Origin of the sequence: Pseudarthrobacter sp. fls2-241-R2A-168, from assembly GCF_030209335.1 — a bacterium.
In the GTDB taxonomy this organism is placed as follows: Bacteria; Actinomycetota; Actinomycetes; order Actinomycetales; family Micrococcaceae; genus Arthrobacter.
The window spans coordinates 193,775-212,403 of sequence record NZ_JARVSG010000015.1 but is presented as its reverse complement, the minus strand read 5'-3'; the positions used below and the strand labels follow the sequence as shown (position 1 = coordinate 212,403).

Annotated in this window: 18 protein-coding genes; 10 read left to right on the top strand and 8 right to left on the bottom strand. The window is 66.7% G+C overall.

What is annotated here, in order from left to right; all coding sequences use genetic code 11:
* Positions 1 to 917: hypothetical protein (locus QRN11_RS11105; RefSeq protein ID WP_285250983.1), on the bottom strand; the 917-nt coding region annotated here is incomplete at its 3' end.
* On the opposite strand from QRN11_RS11105, the gene QRN11_RS11100 reads away from it, so the two are divergent.
* From QRN11_RS11100 to xerD, 9 genes are all read left to right on the top strand, one after another.
* Positions 870 to 1,802: a tetratricopeptide repeat protein gene (locus QRN11_RS11100; protein WP_285250982.1), complete on the top strand. Its 933-nt coding sequence runs from the start codon at positions 870 to 872 to the stop codon at positions 1,800 to 1,802. The genes QRN11_RS11105 and QRN11_RS11100 overlap by 48 nt on opposite strands.
* Before the next feature lie 5 nt (positions 1,803 to 1,807).
* On the top strand, positions 1,808 to 2,797 hold the full coding sequence (locus tag QRN11_RS11095; protein ID WP_285250981.1) for an HAD-IIA family hydrolase: 990 nt from the start codon (positions 1,808 to 1,810) through the stop codon (positions 2,795 to 2,797).
* A 9-nt stretch (positions 2,798 to 2,806) separates the two neighbouring features.
* Positions 2,807 to 3,091 (top strand): hypothetical protein, encoded by a 285-nt coding sequence (locus QRN11_RS11090; protein WP_285250980.1) that lies wholly within the window; start codon positions 2,807 to 2,809, stop codon positions 3,089 to 3,091.
* Positions 3,091 to 3,906 (top strand): TlyA family RNA methyltransferase, encoded by an 816-nt coding sequence (locus QRN11_RS11085; protein ID WP_142063850.1) that lies wholly within the window; start codon positions 3,091 to 3,093, stop codon positions 3,904 to 3,906. The genes QRN11_RS11090 and QRN11_RS11085 overlap by 1 nt, the downstream gene beginning before the upstream one ends.
* Before the next feature lie 13 nt (positions 3,907 to 3,919).
* Positions 3,920 to 4,945, top strand: coding sequence for an NAD kinase (locus tag QRN11_RS11080; protein WP_091422076.1), 1,026 nt, complete (start codon positions 3,920 to 3,922; stop codon positions 4,943 to 4,945).
* A 3-nt stretch (positions 4,946 to 4,948) separates the two neighbouring features.
* Complete coding sequence (gene recN / locus QRN11_RS11075; protein ID WP_285250979.1) at positions 4,949 to 6,688, top strand: DNA repair protein RecN; 1,740 nt, start codon at positions 4,949 to 4,951, stop codon at positions 6,686 to 6,688.
* A 115-nt stretch (positions 6,689 to 6,803) separates the two neighbouring features.
* Complete coding sequence (pyrG, locus tag QRN11_RS11070; protein ID WP_285250978.1) at positions 6,804 to 8,573, top strand: CTP synthase; 1,770 nt, start codon at positions 6,804 to 6,806, stop codon at positions 8,571 to 8,573.
* Positions 8,574 to 8,599: 26 nt separating this feature from the next.
* Positions 8,600 to 9,259, top strand: a complete 660-nt coding sequence (locus tag QRN11_RS11065; protein ID WP_285250977.1) for an NUDIX domain-containing protein — start codon at positions 8,600 to 8,602, stop codon at positions 9,257 to 9,259.
* A complete protein-coding gene (gene xerD / locus QRN11_RS11060; RefSeq protein ID WP_285250976.1) occupies positions 9,259 to 10,263 on the top strand; it encodes a site-specific tyrosine recombinase XerD in 1,005 nt (334 codons plus the stop codon). The genes QRN11_RS11065 and xerD overlap by 1 nt, the downstream gene beginning before the upstream one ends.
* A gap of 47 nt (positions 10,264 to 10,310) precedes the next feature.
* On the opposite strand, the gene QRN11_RS11055 is transcribed toward xerD, so the two are convergent.
* Positions 10,311 to 11,000 (bottom strand): hypothetical protein, encoded by a 690-nt coding sequence (locus tag QRN11_RS11055; protein WP_285250975.1) that lies wholly within the window; start codon positions 10,998 to 11,000, stop codon positions 10,311 to 10,313.
* 76 nt (positions 11,001 to 11,076) lie between these two features.
* On the opposite strand from QRN11_RS11055, the gene QRN11_RS11050 reads away from it, so the two are divergent.
* A complete protein-coding gene (locus QRN11_RS11050) occupies positions 11,077 to 11,559 on the top strand; it encodes an 8-oxo-dGTP diphosphatase (RefSeq protein WP_285250974.1) in 483 nt (160 codons plus the stop codon).
* A gap of 105 nt (positions 11,560 to 11,664) precedes the next feature.
* Here QRN11_RS11050 and QRN11_RS11045 read toward each other — a convergent pair whose 3' ends face one another.
* The 6 genes from QRN11_RS11045 to QRN11_RS11020 all read right to left on the bottom strand — a co-directional run bounded on the left by QRN11_RS11045 (position 11,665) and on the right by QRN11_RS11020 (position 18,501).
* A complete protein-coding gene (locus QRN11_RS11045) occupies positions 11,665 to 12,804 on the bottom strand; it encodes a bifunctional 2-methylcitrate synthase/citrate synthase (protein ID WP_285250973.1) in 1,140 nt (379 codons plus the stop codon).
* 57 nt (positions 12,805 to 12,861) lie between these two features.
* Positions 12,862 to 13,764, bottom strand: coding sequence for a methylisocitrate lyase (gene prpB, locus QRN11_RS11040; protein WP_285250972.1), 903 nt, complete (start codon positions 13,762 to 13,764; stop codon positions 12,862 to 12,864).
* On the bottom strand, positions 13,764 to 15,284 hold the full coding sequence (locus QRN11_RS11035) for an MmgE/PrpD family protein (RefSeq protein ID WP_285250971.1): 1,521 nt from the start codon (positions 15,282 to 15,284) through the stop codon (positions 13,764 to 13,766). The genes prpB and QRN11_RS11035 overlap by 1 nt, the downstream gene beginning before the upstream one ends.
* A 10-nt stretch (positions 15,285 to 15,294) precedes the next feature.
* Positions 15,295 to 15,936 (bottom strand): GntR family transcriptional regulator, encoded by a 642-nt coding sequence (locus QRN11_RS11030; RefSeq protein ID WP_285250970.1) that lies wholly within the window; start codon positions 15,934 to 15,936, stop codon positions 15,295 to 15,297.
* A gap of 220 nt (positions 15,937 to 16,156) precedes the next feature.
* Positions 16,157 to 16,870: a response regulator gene (locus tag QRN11_RS11025; RefSeq protein WP_142063822.1), complete on the bottom strand. Its 714-nt coding sequence runs from the start codon at positions 16,868 to 16,870 to the stop codon at positions 16,157 to 16,159.
* On the bottom strand, positions 16,867 to 18,501 hold the full coding sequence (locus tag QRN11_RS11020; RefSeq protein ID WP_285250969.1) for a sensor histidine kinase: 1,635 nt from the start codon (positions 18,499 to 18,501) through the stop codon (positions 16,867 to 16,869). The genes QRN11_RS11025 and QRN11_RS11020 overlap by 4 nt, the downstream gene beginning before the upstream one ends.
* Between the last annotated feature and the right edge of the window lie 128 nt (positions 18,502 to 18,629).

Below are 18,629 nucleotides of genomic sequence, written 5' to 3'. Positions count from 1 at the left end.
ATCGTCCGCGCCGTGAGGGCGAAGGTGACCGCCGAGGCTTTGGTGGCGGTGAGCGTAAGGCGTTCGGTGACGGCGATCGTAAGCCTTATGGCGATCGGGACAACCGTTCGTTTGGTGATCGTCCGCGCCGCGATGGTGAAGGTGACCGCCGAGGCTTTGGTGGCGGTGAGCGCAAGCCCTTCGGCGACCGCGACAAGAAGCCTTTTGGGGATCGTCCGCGCCGTGAGGGCGAAGGTGACCGCCGAGGCTTTGGTGGCGGTGAGCGCAAGCCGTTCGGTGACCGCGACCGTAAGCCGTTCGGTGACGGCGATCGTAAACCTGGCGATCGGGAGAACCGTTCGTTTGGGGATCGTCCGCGGCGTGAGGGCGAGGGCGACCGCCGTGGTTTCATTGGTGGCGAGCGAAAGCCGTTCGGTGACCGTGACGGCAAGCCCTTTGGTGACCGTGACCGGAAGCCTTACGGCGATCGGGAGAACCGTTCGTTTGGGGATCGTCCGCGCCGCGATGGTGAAGGTGAACGCCGCGGTTTCAGTGGAGGAGAGAACCGCAAGCCTTTTGGCGACCGGAGTGACCGTCCCAACCGCGGTGACCGTCAGGAAGAACGCCGCGCACCGCGCAGCTTTGACCGCGGTCCCAGTCGCGGAGAGAGCCGCGACGCCGGCCCCCGCACTTTCGGCCGCGACCGGCAGGAAGAACGCCCCGCCCGCGTACCCAACGTGCGCGACCTCCGCAGCGCCAACCGCCCTGACCGGGAACGGTCCCCCCAGATCGACGACGATGTCACGGGCAAGGAACTTGACCGCGCCACCCAGCACCAGATCAAAACGCTTGAGGCCAACAGCGCCGAATGGGTCGCCCGCCACCTGGTGATGGCCGGCCGGCTGATCGACGACGAGCCGGAGCTGGCCTTCCAGCATGCCTTGGCCGCCAGCCGGCGCGGTGGCAGGCTGGCCGCTGTCCGCGAGGCGGTGGGCCTCACGGCCTACGCAGCGGGCCACTACGGCGAGGCACTTCGTGAATTCCGGACATACCGCCGGATCAGCGGCTCCAATGTGCACTTGCCCGTCATGGCCGACTGCGAACGTGGGCTCGGCCGCCCCGACCGTGCGCTCGATGTGGTCCGGTCCGAGGAAGCCCAGGACCTGGACGCTCCCGGCAAGGTCGAGCTTGCCATTGTGGCCGCGGGTGCACGAACTGATCTCGGCCAGCTGGACGCCGCAGTGGCCGAGCTGGAGATCCCGCAACTGGACATCAACCGTGCCTTCTCCTACAGCCCCCGCCTCTTCCGCGCCTACGCCGATGCACTCGCTGCCGTGGGCCGGACCACCGAGGCCGAGAAGTGGCAGAAGCAGGCCGTGGTGGCTGAAAACGCGCTGGGCCTTGGCGTTGACGAGGAACCGGACATCATCGACCTTGGCTGGGACGAGGAAGAGGAAGCCCGCGAGGAAGCCGAGCGGCGACGCCTCCTGGACCGCGCCTCCAGCGCGTCCGGCGCCGCCGGCGCTTCCGGTGCAGCCACAACGCCATCCACCGGCGCTGATGCCCCCGCCACCAACGGCGCAGCCATCACCGGGGAAGCAGAAACGCCTGCCGCTGAAGAAGCCGTGGATACCAGCATCGATGACCAGGAAGCGGATTTCTTCGTTTCAGACGACGCCGAATCAGACCAGGACTCGGTGGAACCCGACGAGCTGGGCCACGGGGAGCCGGTCCACGACGAGCTGGGCAATGACGGAGAGGACCTGCCGGACGGCAACGCTCCGGAGGACCACCAGGACCACCAGGATCGCCGGGAAGACTAAGACGGATGACTGAAGCAACCCTGATTTCCCGGTTCGATGCACTCCTGGCGGACCTGGACGGAGTGGTGTATGCGGGCCCGCACGCCATCCCCGGTGCGGTGGAATCACTCCTCCAGCTGAATGGCCTCGGCGTTGGCCTGGGATACGTAACCAACAACGCATCTCGCACCCCTGCGCAGGTGGCGGCCCACCTTCGTGAGCTCGGCGCACCGGCGGCTGATGACCAGGTGGTCAGCTCCTCACAGGCGGCCGCGGAGATGCTCGCCTCGGAGCTGCCCCCGGGTTCCCGGGTGCTTATCACCGGCAGCCCGGCACTGGCCCAGGAAATCGAACTCGTGGGCCTGGAGCCGGTGTACAGCCAGGACGAGAATCCAGTGGCGGTAGTCCAGGGCTTCAATCCGGCCATCGGCTGGAAGGAACTCGCTGAGGCCTCCTACGTCGTGGCCGCCGGAACGGTGTGGGTTGCCACCAACACGGACATGTCCATCCCGCAGGCCCGCGGCATCGCGCCCGGCAACGGAACGCTGGTGGCAGCAGTAACCGCCGCAACGGGCCAGATGCCCCGCGTGGCAGGAAAACCCGAAGCCCCGCTGTTCCACTCCGCCGCCAAGCGGCTTGGAGCAGAGCGCCCGCTGGTGGTGGGGGACCGGCTGGACACCGACATCCTGGGCGGCAACAATGCCGGCTTCGCCACGGTGGCGGTCCTGACCGGCGTCGACACCCGGAAAACAATCCTTGCTGCCCGCGCTGCCGAACGGCCCAACTACATCATCAATGACCTGACGGAGCTCTACAGCCCCTACCCCGAGGTGACGCACGACGACGGCACCTACACGTGCGGTGAAGCCACCGCTCGCGTGGCCAACGGAGCCGTTGGCATCATTGGCAGCCAGGACAGCCTCGACGCCTGGCGGGCGGCCTGCGCCGCCTGGTGGGCGGCCACTCCGGACGCCACCACGGCACAGGAACCGAAACTGGCCTGGCTGGATCACTAGACTGGTTGGATGACTGAGCTGAGCCCCACTGACGAATCCGCGGCAGCCCAGCCCTCCCCGGACTGGCCGCTGGGCAGCCAAGCCGACGTGACGGACCCCCTGGTCAAGCAGGCCCTGGCACGCCTGGACGGATTGCCCGGGACTCCTGTAGCGGGGCACGAAGCGGTCTACAACGATCTCCATGACCAGCTGCGGACCGCCCTGGATACGGAGCCCACAAGTACGGACCCCGCCAGCTTGAAGCCTACAAGCCCGGATCCGGCCAACAGCCACCCCTCGGACGGTGGCGCCTGATGCCGCTGCGGCTCGACCAGGCCCTGGTGGCCCGCGGCCTGGCCAGGTCCCGCACCCACGCGGCATCGCTGATCGCCGAAGGCAAAGTCAGCTCCGCCGGCCAGGTGCTGGGCAAGGCGTCACTCCAGGTCGCCGAGGACAAGGACCTGGTGGTCCAGCATGACGAGCAGGACACCTATGTGAGCCGGGCCGGGCACAAACTGGCCGGCGCCCTGGAAGCATTTCCCGAGGTGCAGGCCGCCGGGAAGAGGTGCCTTGACGCCGGAGCCTCCACCGGGGGCTTCACTGATGTCCTGCTGCGGCGAGGGGCCGCGCACGTGGTGGCGGTCGACGTCGGGCACGGCCAGTTGGTGCCCCAGCTGCGGGGCGATCCCCGCGTGGAAGTCCACGAGGGACTTAACGTGCGCTATATGTCGCCCGGGGATATCGGCGGCCCTGCGGCGCTCACAGTCGCTGACCTTTCCTTTATTTCGCTGACCCTCGTAGTCCAGCCACTGGCGGGATGCACGGAACCCGGCGGTGACCTGGTGCTGATGGTGAAGCCCCAGTTCGAGATCGGCAAGGACCGGCTGGGACGTACCGGGGTGGTGACTTCCGAACGGGAGCGGAGGATGGCGGTGGAGAAAGTGGCCCGGGCAGCCCTCGACGCCGGCCTCGACCTGCGCGGCCTCGCGCAGAGCCCGCTGCCCGGCCAGGACGGAAACGTCGAATACTTCCTGTGGATAAAGCGCAGGATGAGCCAAGAGTTGCCTAAGATCGAAGAGCGAGACGCAGCCACCGCTGCCTTGCTCGGAACTATCTGGCACAACCACTAGAGAGCGGAACCTGATGAGCAGGCGCGTATTGGTCCTCGCCCACACCGGCCGCGAGGAATCACTGAAGGCCGCCTGGGAGGCCTGCGCCTTGCTGCACGCCTCCGGCATTGTCCCGGTGATGCAGGACTCCGAACTGGCGGACATGGAACGCTTCTTTGGCCACCTGGCCCAGCCCGTGGAAGTGCTCCATGACCACGTCCAATTGCCCGACGTCGAACTGGTGATGGTCCTGGGCGGTGACGGCACCATCCTCCGCGCGGCAGAGCTGGTCCGTGAAGTGGACGTGCCCCTGCTGGGCGTGAACCTGGGCCATGTGGGCTTCCTTGCCGAGAGCGAACGGGCAGACCTCGCCCAGACCGTTGAATGGATCGCCAGCCGCGAGTACACGGTGGAAGAGCGCATGACCATCGACGTCCAGGTCTGGGTCCGGGGACAGAAGATCTGGCACACCTGGGCGCTGAACGAGGCAGCGATCGAAAAGGCCAACCGGGAACGCATGCTCGAGGTGGTCACCGAGGTGGACCAACGCCCGCTGACCACCTTCGGCTGCGACGGCATCGTGCTGGCCACCCCCACCGGCTCCACCGCCTACGCGTTTTCCGCCGGCGGACCGGTGGTCTGGCCGGAGGTGGAGGCCCTGGTCATCGTCCCCATCAGCGCCCATGCGCTCTTCGCCAAGCCGCTGGTGGTCTCGCCCCGCTCACGCCTCGCCGTGGAAGTCCTGGGCCGGACAGATGCCCAGGGAGTCCTCTGGTGCGACGGCCGGCGTTCCGTTGACCTGCCCCCAGGCGCCCGCGTGGAGGTTACCAAATCAGCCACCCCCGTACGGCTGGCCCGCACCCACCAGACACCCTTCTCGGCCCGGCTGGTGCGCAAGTTCGAGCTGCCCATCCACGGCTGGCGCGGCCCTGTCCCCAAGGCCGACGCGATCCACACCGGCCCCATTCCCATCGTCCGGACTCCCCGCCCCATGCCGCCGCTGCAGGTGCCGGGCAGCGGGCAGCCGGACATCGATCCCGATCCCTCAACCGCAAAGTGAACCATGCTTGAAGAACTGAGAATCCGCGATCTGGGCGTCATCACCGACGCAACACTGCCGCTGGGCCCCGGGCTGAGCGTGGTGACCGGCGAGACCGGCGCCGGCAAAACCATGGTGGTCACCGCCGTCGGACTCCTCCTGGGCGCCCGCTCTGATGCCGGTGCCGTCCGCAGCGGCGCCAAGAGTGCAACTGCCGAGGCAGTGCTGAAGCTCGACGCCGGCCATCCAGCCATTCAGCGTGCCCTGGAGGCAGGTGCGGATGCTGAAGAGTTCGACGGCGGCGCGGAGCTGATCCTTGCCCGGCGCCTGGGTGCGGACGGACGCAGCCGTGCGTTCCTGGGCGGCCGGGCCGCCCCTGTGGGTGTCCTCGCGGAGATCGGCGAAACCTTGGTGGTGGTCCACGGCCAGTCGGACCAGATCCGGCTCAAGGGTGCCGTGGCACAGCGGGGTGCGCTGGACAAGTTCGCAGGGGACGCCCTGGCGGGTCCGCTGTCCGCCTACCAGGAGCTGTACAACCACTGGAAGGCGAGCCAGTCCGAGCTGGACACCCTGCGCAGCGCTGCCCGGGACCGGCTCCGGGAAGCAGAATCCCTGGAGGCTGCCCTCGCCGAAATCGACGACGTGGATCCGCAGCCGGGGGAGGACGAGCTCCTGAAGGCGGAGGCGGTAAAGCTGGCCAATGTGGAGGAGCTGCGGATTGCGGCGAGCACGGCCCACCAGGCGCTGATCGCTGAGGACTTCGGTGAAGCCGGCGACGCCACCACGCTCGTGGACGCCGCCAAGCGGACGCTGGAGCATGTGGCAGAGCATGACGCCGAACTCGGTTCCGCGGCAGCCCGGCTGGCCGAAGTGGGCTTCCTCCTGAACGATATCGCTACCGACCTCGCCAGCTACCAGGCCAGCCTGGACACGGAGGGGCCAGAGCGCCTCGCCGAAATCGAGGAGCGGCGGGCCGTCCTTGCCAAGCTGATCCGCAAGTACGCCCCGTCCATCGACGAAGTGCTTGAGTGGGCGGAAAATGCCCGTGTGCGCTTCGATGAACTGCAGGACGATTCAACCCGGATCGAAACGCTGGACGCGGAGGTGGCAAAGGCGGAGGCGGACCTGCAGAAGCAGGCGGCCGCCATCAGCAAGATCAGGACCAAGGCCGCCAAGGACCTTTCGGCCCGCGTCAGCGCCGAGTTGAAGGCACTGGCCATGGCCGACGCCACCCTGGTGATCAACCTCGAGGCCACAGGCCAGCTGGGACCTCACGGCGCGGACGAGATCAGCTTCCTGCTCCAGCCGCACTCCGGCGCCCCGGCCCGGCCGCTGGGCAAAGGGGCGTCCGGCGGTGAACTCTCGCGGGTCATGCTGGCCATCGAAGTGGTGCTGGCCGCCGTGGATCCCGTTCCCACGTTTGTCTTTGACGAAGTGGACGCGGGCGTGGGCGGCCGTGCCGCCGTCGAAATCGGCCGCCGCCTGGCCATGCTGGCCCGGCACGTGCAGGTGCTGGTGGTCACGCACTTGCCGCAGGTTGCAGCCTTCGCCGACCAGCACATCACCGTCACCAAAACGTCCGTCAGGGGCGCCGACGGCAAAACAGCCACCGGGTTCACCTCGAGTGATGTCCGCCTCCTCGACGGCCCCGAGCGCGTCCGCGAACTGGCCCGCATGCTGGCCGGCCAGGAGGACTCCGAGTCCGCGCAGGCGCACGCGCAGGAGCTGCTGGACGACGCGAAACTGCTGCCACAGCGGGCCTGACACGGCCCGCTGAGGCATCCGGACAACGGGCTGCCCCTTGCCTCCCGGACGGCCGGACCAGCAGACTTGATCATTTGGGGGAAACAGTTACCCGGACCCGTGGAAGGCTCATTTGATGATAGGCTCGAATTCCGTGGTGCAGCGATCAAATTCCCGTGTAAATTCCCGGTTCCCGGGCTCGTCCAAGACGACCAAACACATCTTCGTAACCGGTGGTGTGGCGTCCTCGCTCGGTAAGGGACTGACGGCATCGAGCCTCGGTCATCTGCTGCGGGCACGCGGCCTGTCTGTAACTATGCAGAAGCTCGATCCCTACCTCAATGTGGATCCGGGCACGATGAACCCCTTCCAGCACGGCGAAGTCTTCGTCACGGACGACGGCGCCGAGACGGACCTGGACATCGGACACTACGAGCGCTTCCTCGACGAAAACCTCGAAGGCTCGGCCAACGTGACCACCGGCCAGGTGTACTCCACGGTTATCGCGAAGGAACGCCGCGGCGAATACCTCGGCGACACCGTGCAGGTCATCCCGCACATCACCGATGAGATCAAGCGCCGCATGCGCCTGCCCGCCGAAGGCAAGAACGCCCCGGACGTCATCATCACCGAAATCGGCGGCACTGTTGGCGACATCGAATCCCAGCCGTTCCTCGAATCGGCCCGCCAGGTCCGCCAGGACATCGGCCGGACCAACGTCTTCTTCCTGCACGTCTCGCTGGTTCCGTACATCGGGCCGTCCCAGGAGCTGAAGACCAAGCCCACGCAGCACTCGGTCGCCGCACTGCGCTCCATCGGCATCCAGCCCGAAGCGATCGTCATCCGCTCGGACCGCGAAGTGCCCGAGGCGATGCGCGAAAAGATCGGCCGGATGTGCGACGTCGACATCGACGCCGTGGTCAATGCCGCCGATGCTCCCAGCATCTACGACATCCCCAAGACCCTGCACACCCAGGGCCTGGACTCCTACATCGTGCGCGCCCTGGACCTCCCCTTCAAGGATGTGGACTGGACCAGCTGGGACAAGCTCCTCGAAGCCGTCCACAACCCCAAGCACCACGTGGAAATAGCGCTCGTTGGCAAGTACATCGACCTGCCGGACGCCTACCTCTCGGTCACTGAGGCACTGCGCGCCGGCGGGTTCGCAAATGACACCAAGGTCAAGATCCGCTGGGTCCCCTCGGACGAATGCGAAACCCTCGAGGGCGCGATTAAGGCACTCGACGGCGTCAACGCCATCTGCGTCCCGGGCGGCTTCGGCATCCGCGGGCTCGAGGGCAAGCTGGGCGCGCTGAAGTTCGCCCGCGAAACCAAGCTGCCGGTCCTGGGCCTCTGCCTGGGGCTGCAGTGCATGGTCATCGAGTACGCCCGCAACGTGGTGGGGATGGAAGGCGCGTCCTCCAGCGAATTCGAGCCGGATTCCAAGTACCCCGTCATCGCCACCATGGAAGAGCAGCTGGAGTTTGTCGAGGGCCGTGGCGACCTGGGCGGCACCATGCGCCTGGGCCTGTACGAAGCCAAGCTCGACGCCGGTTCGGTCATCGCCGAAACCTACGGCAAGACCACCGTCAGCGAACGCCACCGCCACCGCTACGAGGTGAACAACAAGTACCGCGACCAGATTGCGGCCGAAGGGCTCGTCTTCTCGGGCACGTCTCCGGACGGCAAGCTTGTGGAGTTCGTTGAGCTGCCCGCCGAGGTCCACCCGTACTACGTGGCCACCCAGGCGCACCCCGAACTGAGCTCCCGCCCCACCCGGCCGCACCCGCTGTTTGCCGGCCTGGTGAAGGCAGCACTGGACCACCAGGAGGGCGCCGACACGGCCGCCGCCCCGGGTGCCGGCGCTGCCGAGGCCGCACCGTCCGGTACGGTAGCCGCTAAGTAGTTCAGCACGACGTAAAGGACGGCGCGATGCCCGGTACACACGAAGCCACCCACGTAGTAAAGGTTTCGGATGCACCGAGCCCGCGCCGTCTTTTGTCTACCGAGAAGGTGTACGAAGGCCGGATCTGGGATGTAGTCAGCGACACCTTCCAGCTGCAGGACAGCGGCGAGGCACTCACCAGGGACTACATTGACCACCCCGGCGCTGTTGCCATCCTGCCCATGAACAGCGACGGCGAGATCCTCCTCCTCAAGCAGTACCGGCACCCCGTGGGCATGGATCTGTGGGAGATCCCGGCCGGGCTGCTGGATGTGGAGGGCGAGGAGTTCCAGGTGGGCGCGGCCCGCGAACTCGCCGAAGAGGCGGACCTCGCCGCCGGCACCTGGAACGTCCTGGCCGATGTCTTCAACTCACCCGGTTCCTCCAGCGAGGCCATTCGAATCTACCTGGCCCGTGACCTCACCGAGGTTCCGCACCACGAGCGCCACGAGCGGACGGACGAGGAAGCCGAGATCGAGTTCCACTGGATCAACCTGGACGACGCCGTGGAGTCCGTGCTGGCCGGCCGCCTGCACAACCCGTCCGCCGTCGTCGGGATCCTTGCCGCCGCCGCTGCCCGCGCTGACGGATTTTCCGGACTCCGGCCGGCGGACGCGCCCTGGCCCGAGCACCCCAGCCAGCGCTGATGGCCCCTGGTCCTTCGGCTGAAACAGCCCTCCCGGCTGGGGAGGCGGAGACCCGGCCGGCAACGGCCCCCACCGCCATTGACCGCGCCATCACCGACTACCTCCAGCACATGGGCGTGGAGCGGGGCTTGGCCGCCAACACCCTCGCGGCGTACCGCAGGGACCTGGCCCGCTATTCCCGTTACCTTGCCGCCGCGGGCTGCGGCCGGCCGGAGGACATTACCCGGCACCATGTCACGGGGTACGTCCGTGCGCTGGCGGACGGGTCCGACGGCGGTACCGCCCTGGGCGTGCGGTCCGCGGCGAGGACGGTGGTGGCCGTGCGGGGCCTGCACAAGTTCTGGGCCCTCGAAGGATTCACCCCCACCGACCCCGCCAGCGACGTCCATCCGCCGATGCCCGGGAAGCGGCTGCCGAAGGCCATCAGCGTGGACGAAGTCACCCGGATCCTGGAGGCGGCCGGCACCGATACCGCCACAGGCCTGCGGGACCGCGCCCTGCTGGAGTTCCTCTACTCCACCGGTGCCCGGATCAGTGAAGCCGTTGGCCTGGACGTGGATGACATCTCCCTCCAGGAGGCGGAAAGCGGACCGGCCATCGTGCGGCTCTTCGGCAAGGGATCCAAGGAGCGGCTGGTGCCGCTGGGGTCCTACGGAGCCAGGGCCCTGGACGCGTACCTGGTCCGCGGCCGCCCACTGCTGGCGGCCAAGGGGAAGGGCACGCCGGCCTTGTTCCTGAATGCCCGCGGCGGCCGGATCAGCCGGCAGAGTGCGTGGACCATCCTGAAAGCCGCCGCCAAGAAGGCCAACATCACCAAGGATGTTTCACCGCATACCCTCCGGCACTCCTTCGCCACCCACCTGCTCGAAGGCGGCGCGGACGTCCGGGTGGTCCAGGAACTGCTGGGCCACGCCTCAGTAACCACCACCCAGGTCTACACACTGGTCACCGCAGACACTCTTCGGGAAATCTACGCGGCGGCACACCCCCGGGCGCTGGGCTGACGCAGCTCAGGGACAGCGATGTCCTTGTTGTACAGCGCTTCAAGCACCTAGAGCAGCGCTTCGATGGTCAGTTCCACCGGGCCCAGCAGGAAAGCCAACAGGGAGGTGCCCATGCCTGCCAGCAACATCAGACCCGGATGCGCCAAACCAATCACAACCCGGCGCAGGCGCGGGCGGCCACGGAGGAACGATTTCGGCACCCGCGAGAACGTGGGGACCTGCCGCCAGCCGCGCAGCCGCCGCAGGAACCAGGCGCAGCGGGCAACAAACGCCAGCCATAGAACGGCCACTACCAGCGGGACCAGGGCTGCCATCAGGTTGAAACCCAGGGCGGTCACTTCGCGCTCTGAATCACCCGCCAGGGCCTGGATGGTGGTGGAGATGGACGCACTGAGCACTACCGAGATGGCCCACACCATAAATGCGGCAACCAGCGCCAGGAAACGCACGAAGAACAGGCCCAGCACCGATTCCCGGGCGGGTTTCACCTGCTGCCGGGGAGTCACGTGGAGCACGGCAAGGGTGCTGAGCAGCGTGGGCAGGGCAGCCGCGGCCACCAGCAGATACCAAGTCCAGCCGGCCAGGTCCACGAATTCGTCCACCACGATCAGCAGTGTCCAGAAACAGGCCCACGCCCAGCCCCAGTACAAGGGATTGCGCACCAGCCACTCGGGCAGGCGGGCGTCAACGGCCGAGATGCGGGCCGGCCGTATCCCGTGGGCAGTTTCGGGAGTCACAGGTAGAGCTTGGCATATTCGGACGCCCCCTGGCGCTTCCTCGCGGACAACTCCGGCACCCCATAGGCTTAAGGGCATGACTGCAGCACGGGTTACTCTCTGTTTCCTGCTCCGTGAAGGGGATTCGGGCCCGGAGGTGCTGCTGGGACTCAAACGGACCGGGTTTGGCCTTGGCAAGGTAGTGGGCATCGGGGGGCACGTGGAACCCGGTGAGACTGACGCCGAAGCCGTGGTCCGTGAGGTCCTGGAGGAAACCGGCGTGGTGGTCCGGCAGGAAGACCTCGCAGACGCGGGCGTGGTGCAGTTCGTCTTCCCGGCCCGTCCGGCGTGGGACATGCACACGCGCCTTTTCACTGCCCGGACCTGGCAGGGGGAACCGGCGGAAAGCGACGAGATCCTCCCCGGGTGGTTCCCCGTGGATACCCTCCCTGTGGACCGGATGTGGCAGGACGCCGATCACTGGCTGCCCGTGGTCCTGGAAGGCGGCAGGGTCAACATCGTGGTCACCATGGACAGCGACAACGAAGGCGTTGCGTCCTCGGAAAGCCTCCTGCCCTAACCCTCCTGCCCCAAGCCGCCGACTTCAGACCGTTAAGTGCCGACGGCGGCGCGAGTCTCCTCAAGGTGACCCGCGCCGCCGTCGTACTTTCAGTGAAAGCCCGCCCTACGGAAGGTGCCGCTCCTCCGGGCCGACGTACTCGCTCAGCGGGCGGATCAGGGAGTTGGCGTCCAACTGCTCCATGATGTGTGCTGTCCACCCGGTAATGCGGCTGGCCACAAACAGGGGAGTAAACGTTGCTGTGTCGAATCCCATGAGGTGGTACGTGGGGCCGGCGGGGTAGTCGAGGTTGGGCTTGATGGCCTTGGCCTCTTCCATGGCCTGCTCCAGGCCGTTGTAGAGGCCCAGGAGTTCGGGGCGGCCGTAGTGGGCGATCATCTTGTCCAGGGCGGCCTTCATGGTGGGCACCCGCGAGTCGCCGTGCTTGTAGACCCGGTGGCCGAACCCCATCACTTTCTTCTTCTGCGCCAGCGCGTTTTCCATCCAGGCCTTGGCCCGGGCCGCCGCTTCCTCAAGGGACTCCTGCGGGCGGATGCCGATCTCGTCGAACGTGTGCATCACGGCTTCGTTGGCACCGCCGTGCAGCGGACCTTTCAAGGCGCCAATGGCACCGGTGACCGCCGAATGGAGATCCGAGAGGGTGGAAGTGATCACCCGGGCGGTGAACGTGGAGGCGTTAAAGGAGTGCTCGGCATAGAGGATCATTGACACGTTGAACGCCTCCACCACCTCCGGCACCTGTTCCTCGCCAAACGTCATCCACAGGAAGTTCGCCGAATAGCCAAGATCCTCACGAGGCTCGACGACGCCCTGCCCGTGCCGGCGCCGCTGGTCATACGCCACTACGGCCGGCATGGCAGCAAACAGGTCGATGGCTTTGGCCATGTTGGCTTCGCGGGACGCATCCTCGGCCAGGGCGTGCCGCGCGCCCATCACCGACGCGGCCGTCCGGCACACATCCATGGGGTGGGACGTCTCCGGCAGCGCATCGATCACCTGCTTGACCACCGGATCCAGGGCCCGCCCGGACCGCTCGCGTGCAGTAAACTCCGTCAGTTGCTCCTGGCTGGGCAGCTCGCCGTTCCAGAGCAGGTAGGCCACCTCCTCGAAGCTGCACCTGGCCGCGAGCTCCTGGACTGGATAGCCCCTGTACAGCAGGGAGTTGGTGTCCGGATTGACCTTCGAGACGGACGTGTAATCCACCACGACGCCGTCCAGGCCCTTTTTGATGTCCACTTCATCCATGCTGAAACTCCTTCGTTCCTGTCGCCTGTTGCACCAGCGGTACCCGGTGCAGCTTTCCTACTCCCCGGGGACCCGGAAATTGAACACTCCGCTGTCGAAGCGGTTGTAGCCTTCGTAGTCAACGAGATCGTAGAGGCGTGCGCGGGTCAGCATGCTGCCGACCTGCGCCTCCTGCGTGCCCTCAGCCCTAATCGATTCCAGCGTACGCTCGGCAGCGCCCATGGCACTACGGAGAAGGGTCACCGGATATATCACCATGTTCACTCCGACGCCCTGGAGCTGTTCGGTGGTGAAGAGGTCGCTTTTGCCGAATTCGGTCATGTTGGCCAGGATGGGCACGTCCACGGCGTCGCGGATCGCCTTGAATTCTTCCAACGTGGCCATGGCTTCGGGGAAGATCGCGTCCGCCCCGGCGTCCACCAGGGCTTTGGCGCGGTCCTGCGCCGCTTGAAGTCCCTCTGTGGCGCGGATGTCGGTGCGGGCCATGATCAGGAAGTTCGGGTCCCGGCGGGCGTCTGCCGCGGCGCGGATGCGTTTCGTAGCGGTATCCAGGTCCACGACGTTTTTGCCGTCGAGGTGGCCGCAGCGTTTGGGGTTGAACTGGTCCTCGATGTGCAGCCCTGCCAGGCCCGCGTTCTCGATTTCCTGGACGGTGCGGGCCACGTTCATGGGTTCGCCGAAGCCGGTGTCGGCGTCCACGATGGCGGGCAGGTCCGTCATCCGGGCGATCTGCCCGGCCCGGGTGGCAACCTCGGTGAGGGTGGTCAAGCCGATGTCGGGCAGGCCAAGGTCGTTGGCCAGGACCGCGCCGGAGATGTAGACGCCGGCGAAGCCTTTCTCCTCGATCAGCCGGGCGGAGAGCGGGTTGAACGCGCCGGGAAACTGGGCGATGGTCCCGGAAGCGAGGAGTTCGCGGAACCGGATCCGTTTCTGTTCGGGGGTGGTTTTGGAGTACAGCATTAGAAGAGTCCCTTGGGTGCGGCGCCGAGGTCGATGATCCCGGGGGCGGCGGTGATGTTCAGCTGGTCCAGTTCCCCTGCGGCGAGTTCGGGGAGGCGTTCGACGGCGGCGAGGAACCGTTCGATTTCGGCTTCCTCCACGAGGCCGGCGGCGAGCGTGCGGAACTTGTGAATGTACTGCTCGCGGCCGAAGGGGCGGGCGCCGAGGGGGTGGGCGTCGGCGACGGCGATCTCGTCGGTGATGACGGTGCCGTCGGTAAGGGTGATTTCCACTGACCCGCCGAAGGCCTTCTCCGAAATGTCCAGGGAGTGGTAGCGGCGGGTCCATTCCGGATCCTCCTCCGTGGAGACCTTCTGCCAGAGGTCCACCGTATCCGGCCGGGCGGCGCGTTCGGGGGAGTAGGAGTCAACGTGGTGCCAGGCCCCGTCCTGCAGGGCGACGGTGAAGATGTAGGGGATGGAGTGGTCCAGCGTTTCCCGGGATGCGGTGGGGGAGTACTTCTGGGGGTCGTTGGCCCCGGAGCCGATGACGTAGTGGGTGTGGTGGCTCGTCTTGATCAGCACGGACTTCACGTTGCCCGGGTCGGTGGCCTCGGGGTGCTCGCGGTGCAGCTTGCGTGCGAGGTCGATCCAGGCCTGGGCCTGGTACTCGGCCGAGTGTTCCTTCGTGTAGGTGTCCAAAATGGCGCGCTTGGCCTCGCCCGCTTCCGGAAGCGGGACCTGGTAGGACGCCTCCGGGCCGTCCAGCATCCAGGCGATCACCCCGTCTTCGCCTTCGTAAATGGGCACGGGCGAGGTCTGGCCACGCATCGCCCGGTCCGCGGCCTCAACCGCCATCTTCCCTGCGAACGCGGGGGCGTGGGCCTTCCACGTGGAAATCTCACCCTTGCGCGACTGGCGGGTGGCGGTGGTGGTGTGCAGCGCCTGTCCGACGGACTGGAAGATCGTCTCGACGTCGAGCCTCAGGAGGGTGCCGATCCCGGCCGCGGCGGAGGGGCCAAGGTGGGCCACATGGTCGATCTTGTGCTTATGCAGGCAGATGGCCTTGACCAGGTTCACCTGAATCTCATACCCGGTGGCGATGCCCCGGATCAGGTCCCGGCCGCTGGAACCCACGTGCTGACCCACTGCGAGGATCGGCGGAATGTTGTCGCCCGGGTGGGAGTAGTCCGCAGCAAGGAAGGTGTCGTGGTAGTCCAGTTCGCGCACTGCCACCCCGTTGGCCCATGCGGCCCATTCGGGGGAGACCCGTTCGCCGATGCCGAAGACCTTCGCGCCCTTTCCGCCGGTGCTCGGACCATGGGCGAGTGCCTGCGCGCGGGCCGCCACGATCGGGGCGCGGTTCAGCGAAGCGATGGCCACCGAGGCGTTATCGATGATCCGGTTGATCACCATCTCCGTGACATCGGCGGTGACCTCCACCGGGTCCGCGGCGACCCTGGCAATTTTGTGGGCCAGCTGGTCCTCGCGGGAGAGGTTCTCTTCGCTCTTGTAGACGCGGACGTGGTGTTCCTTGACCATGGGGCTCCTTCTAACGGGGTGTGTGGGTTGCTTTGATGTGGGACAGGCTGCGGTGCAGATGCAGGGTGGTGGCCGCCTGCGCCAGTCCCGGGTTGCCGATGGCGATGGCCTCGGCGATGGCGGCATGTTCGGCTGCCGCGGCTGTCAGCCGGGCGGCATCGTCGGCGGCCATGCGGCGGATGCGGACCAGGTGGACCCGGAGGCTCCGCATCGCCTGGGCCAGGTAGGAATTGGAGATGGCGGCGTCGATGGCCGAGTCCAGCCGTTCCACGAGCAGGTAGTAGTCATCCAAAGCGGGTGCGCTGTTGGTGATCAGCGAAGGCGCCGCCCGGAAATCCGCCTCAAGTGTCCGGAAGGTACCGGCATCGCCCCGTTGCGCCGCCAGCGCCGCAGCCTTGCCTTCGAGCGTCTCGCGCAGTTCGAACAGTTCGTCGATATCCTCCAGCGAGATATCGGTGACGACGACGCCGCGGCCGCCTGCCGCCGTCGTCAGCCCTTCTGCAGCCAGGCGGCCCAGCGCCTCCCGGAGTGGAGTGCGTGAGACGCCAAGCCGCTCCGCCTGTTCCACCTCGGCCAGCAAAGTGCCCGGCTGGAGCCGCCACTGGACGATGTCATCGCGGAGTGCGGTGTAGGCGCGGTCGCTGGCTCGCACTGGTAGTCCCTTCGTCGATACCCGCCAGTGTATACAAGGAAAGCTAAAAAAGCAGCGCAGGACAAATATTTAGATGAAAAAAGCCCTGGCTGTATACATGCTCCGAAAGTGGGATTTCGACAGGCTCAATCACCGGTCGCTGACAGGCTCAATCACCGGTCGCTGCCAGGCTCAATCACAGGAGGTGGCAGGCCCGATCACCGGAGGGTGGCAGGAGCAATCATCGTGCTGCCCACCGGTATTCGTTTTCCGGCCGGCCCGGAGTGCCGTAACGGGCAGTCCTGGATACCGTTCCGGCGTCGGCAAGGTATTCCAGGTAGCGGCGGGCGGTGACGCGGGACATGCCCAGGGCGTCCATGACTTCCGTGGCGGATACGGCACCCTGCTGCTCCTTCATAAACTCCTGGACGGACGCCAGGGTTGACACCGAAAGCCCCTTCGGCAAAGGCAGTTCGGAGGGCGCCCGCAGGCTGGCGAACGCCTGGTCCACGTCCGTCTGGGAAGCTCCTGCCTTTCCGGAGCCCCCAGGCGGGCCCGCCAGCTGCTGCCGGAACTGGCGGTAACTCTCCAGTTTGTCCGCGAAGGTGGCGTAGGTGAACGGCTTAATCAAATACTGGACAACGCCAATGGCCACGGCGCTTCGCACGATGGCCAGTTCGCGGACGGCGGTGATGGCGATGATGTCGGCGAGGATCCCGGACGCCCGCATGCGGCGGGCGATATCCAGGCCGTGGAGGTCGGGAAGGTTCATATCCAGCAGCACCAGCTCCACCGGGTTGCCGGCAGCGACGAACTCGTTGAGCAGCCGCAGGGCGGACTGTCCGTCCGGGGCAGTCCCGGCCAGCTCGAAGCCCGCCAGCCGCCCCACGTAAGCCGCGTGTGCGGCAGCCGCGATAGCCTCATCCTCCACCACGAGGACCCGGATGTTGCTCACGCTTTGTGCTCCTTCTTTGCCGGCGCCGCGGCGGGGAGGAAAACTTCGAACTTGGCGCCACGCCGGCCATTGATTGTCAGGGTACCCCCCAGGCGGTGCACAGCCTGGCGGACCAGCGCCAGGCCGATGCCCCGTCCGCCCTGGCCGGCGGGCTTGGTGCTGAAGCCATGCCGTAGCAGATTGTCTGCGGCAGCAGGCTCGATGGCGGGGCCTGAATCGTGCACGGTGATGTCCAGGCCTTCCTCATCGGCCTCCACCGTCAGTTCCACCTGCCGGGGGGCCGGTCCGTCGGCCGCTGCATCCATGGCATTGTCCAGCAGGTTGCCAAGAATGGTTACCAGGTCCTGCACGGCAATCCCCGCCACGCTCGCCGAGCCAAGCGCGGACACGTCCAGCTGTACGCCCCGTTCGTGCGCCTCGGCCACTTTGCCCATCACCAGGGCACCAAGCACCGGCTCGTCCACCGAACTGACCATGTCATCTGTGAGCTGCTGGCTGAGTTCGAGGTCCTTCGTTGCGAAGGACAGTGCCTCCTGGGTGCGCCCCAGCTCCAGCAGCGAAACCATGGTGTGCAGCCGGTTCGCGTGCTCGTGGGTCTGCGCGCGAAGTGCGTCAGAGAGCGTGCGCATGGTTTCCAGCTCGCTGCCGAGGGCTTCAATTTCCGTCCTGTCCCGCAGGGTGGCCACAGTCCCGTAGACAGGGGTCTTGCCGCGGCTGGCGGACACCTCGGGCCCCTTTGCCGGTCCCTGGTTCACCACCAGGATGCGTGAGCCGGTCAGGACAGTCTCGTCCTTGGCGCTGCGCCCCGACGCGAACAGTGTCCGGAGCCCTTCATCAAGGGGCAGCTCAGACAGTGACGGCGGCCGGGTGGGGTCCTTGCTCCCGGGACTGTCCAGGCCCAGCAGTTCGGCCGCCTGGTCGTTATACATCACCACGTGGCCCTTGGTATCGATCAGGATCAGTCCCTCCCGCACCGAATGCAGCACCGACTCGTAGTAGGCGAAAAGCTGGGCCAACTGTTCAGGTCCCCAGCCCCGCGTGACCCGGCGGAGGTACCGGCCCAGCAGCCACGAGGCCAGCGAGCCGCCCACCAGCAGGGCCAGTCCGATGGCCACCAGGGCGGGCAGCCGGCCGGACAGGGCGACATCCACGCTCCGGACCGTGACGCCAGCGGCCACCAGTGCTTTGACGTTCCCGGCGGCATCCTTCACCGGCGCTATGGTTCGCACCGAGGGCCCCAGCGTTCCGGCGGTAACTTCGGTGAATGTCTCGCCACGCAGTGCGGCGTCGATGGACCCGATGTAGGGCCGGCCGAGTTCCTCGTTCCGGGGATGCGTCCACCGCGTCCGGTCCGGGGCCATGATCGTCACGAAGTCGGCACCCGATCCGGCCATCACGTTGAGGGCGTAGGGCTGCAGCAAGGCCGAGGGGTTGGTGGTGTCCGCGGCCTGGAGGACCAGGGGGTTGGCGGCGACCGCCGCAGCAACACCGGTCATCCGGCGCCCGGCTTCCTCATACGTGCGGTCCCGGGCATCGATAAACGTGGCGGTGCCAACGATCGCGATGAACGACACCACAATCAGCAGGTTCGCCACGAAAAGCCGGCGGGCGATACTCCAGCGGTGGATCATCTGTACCTTTCCCCAACCGATTAACTTCGCCCCGGCCGAACTGCGTCACGACCAATATGAACGCAACGGTGAGCTGGGTCACCACCTGCCCAATGATGGATATCACACCGGAGGACGTGGGCCCAGAG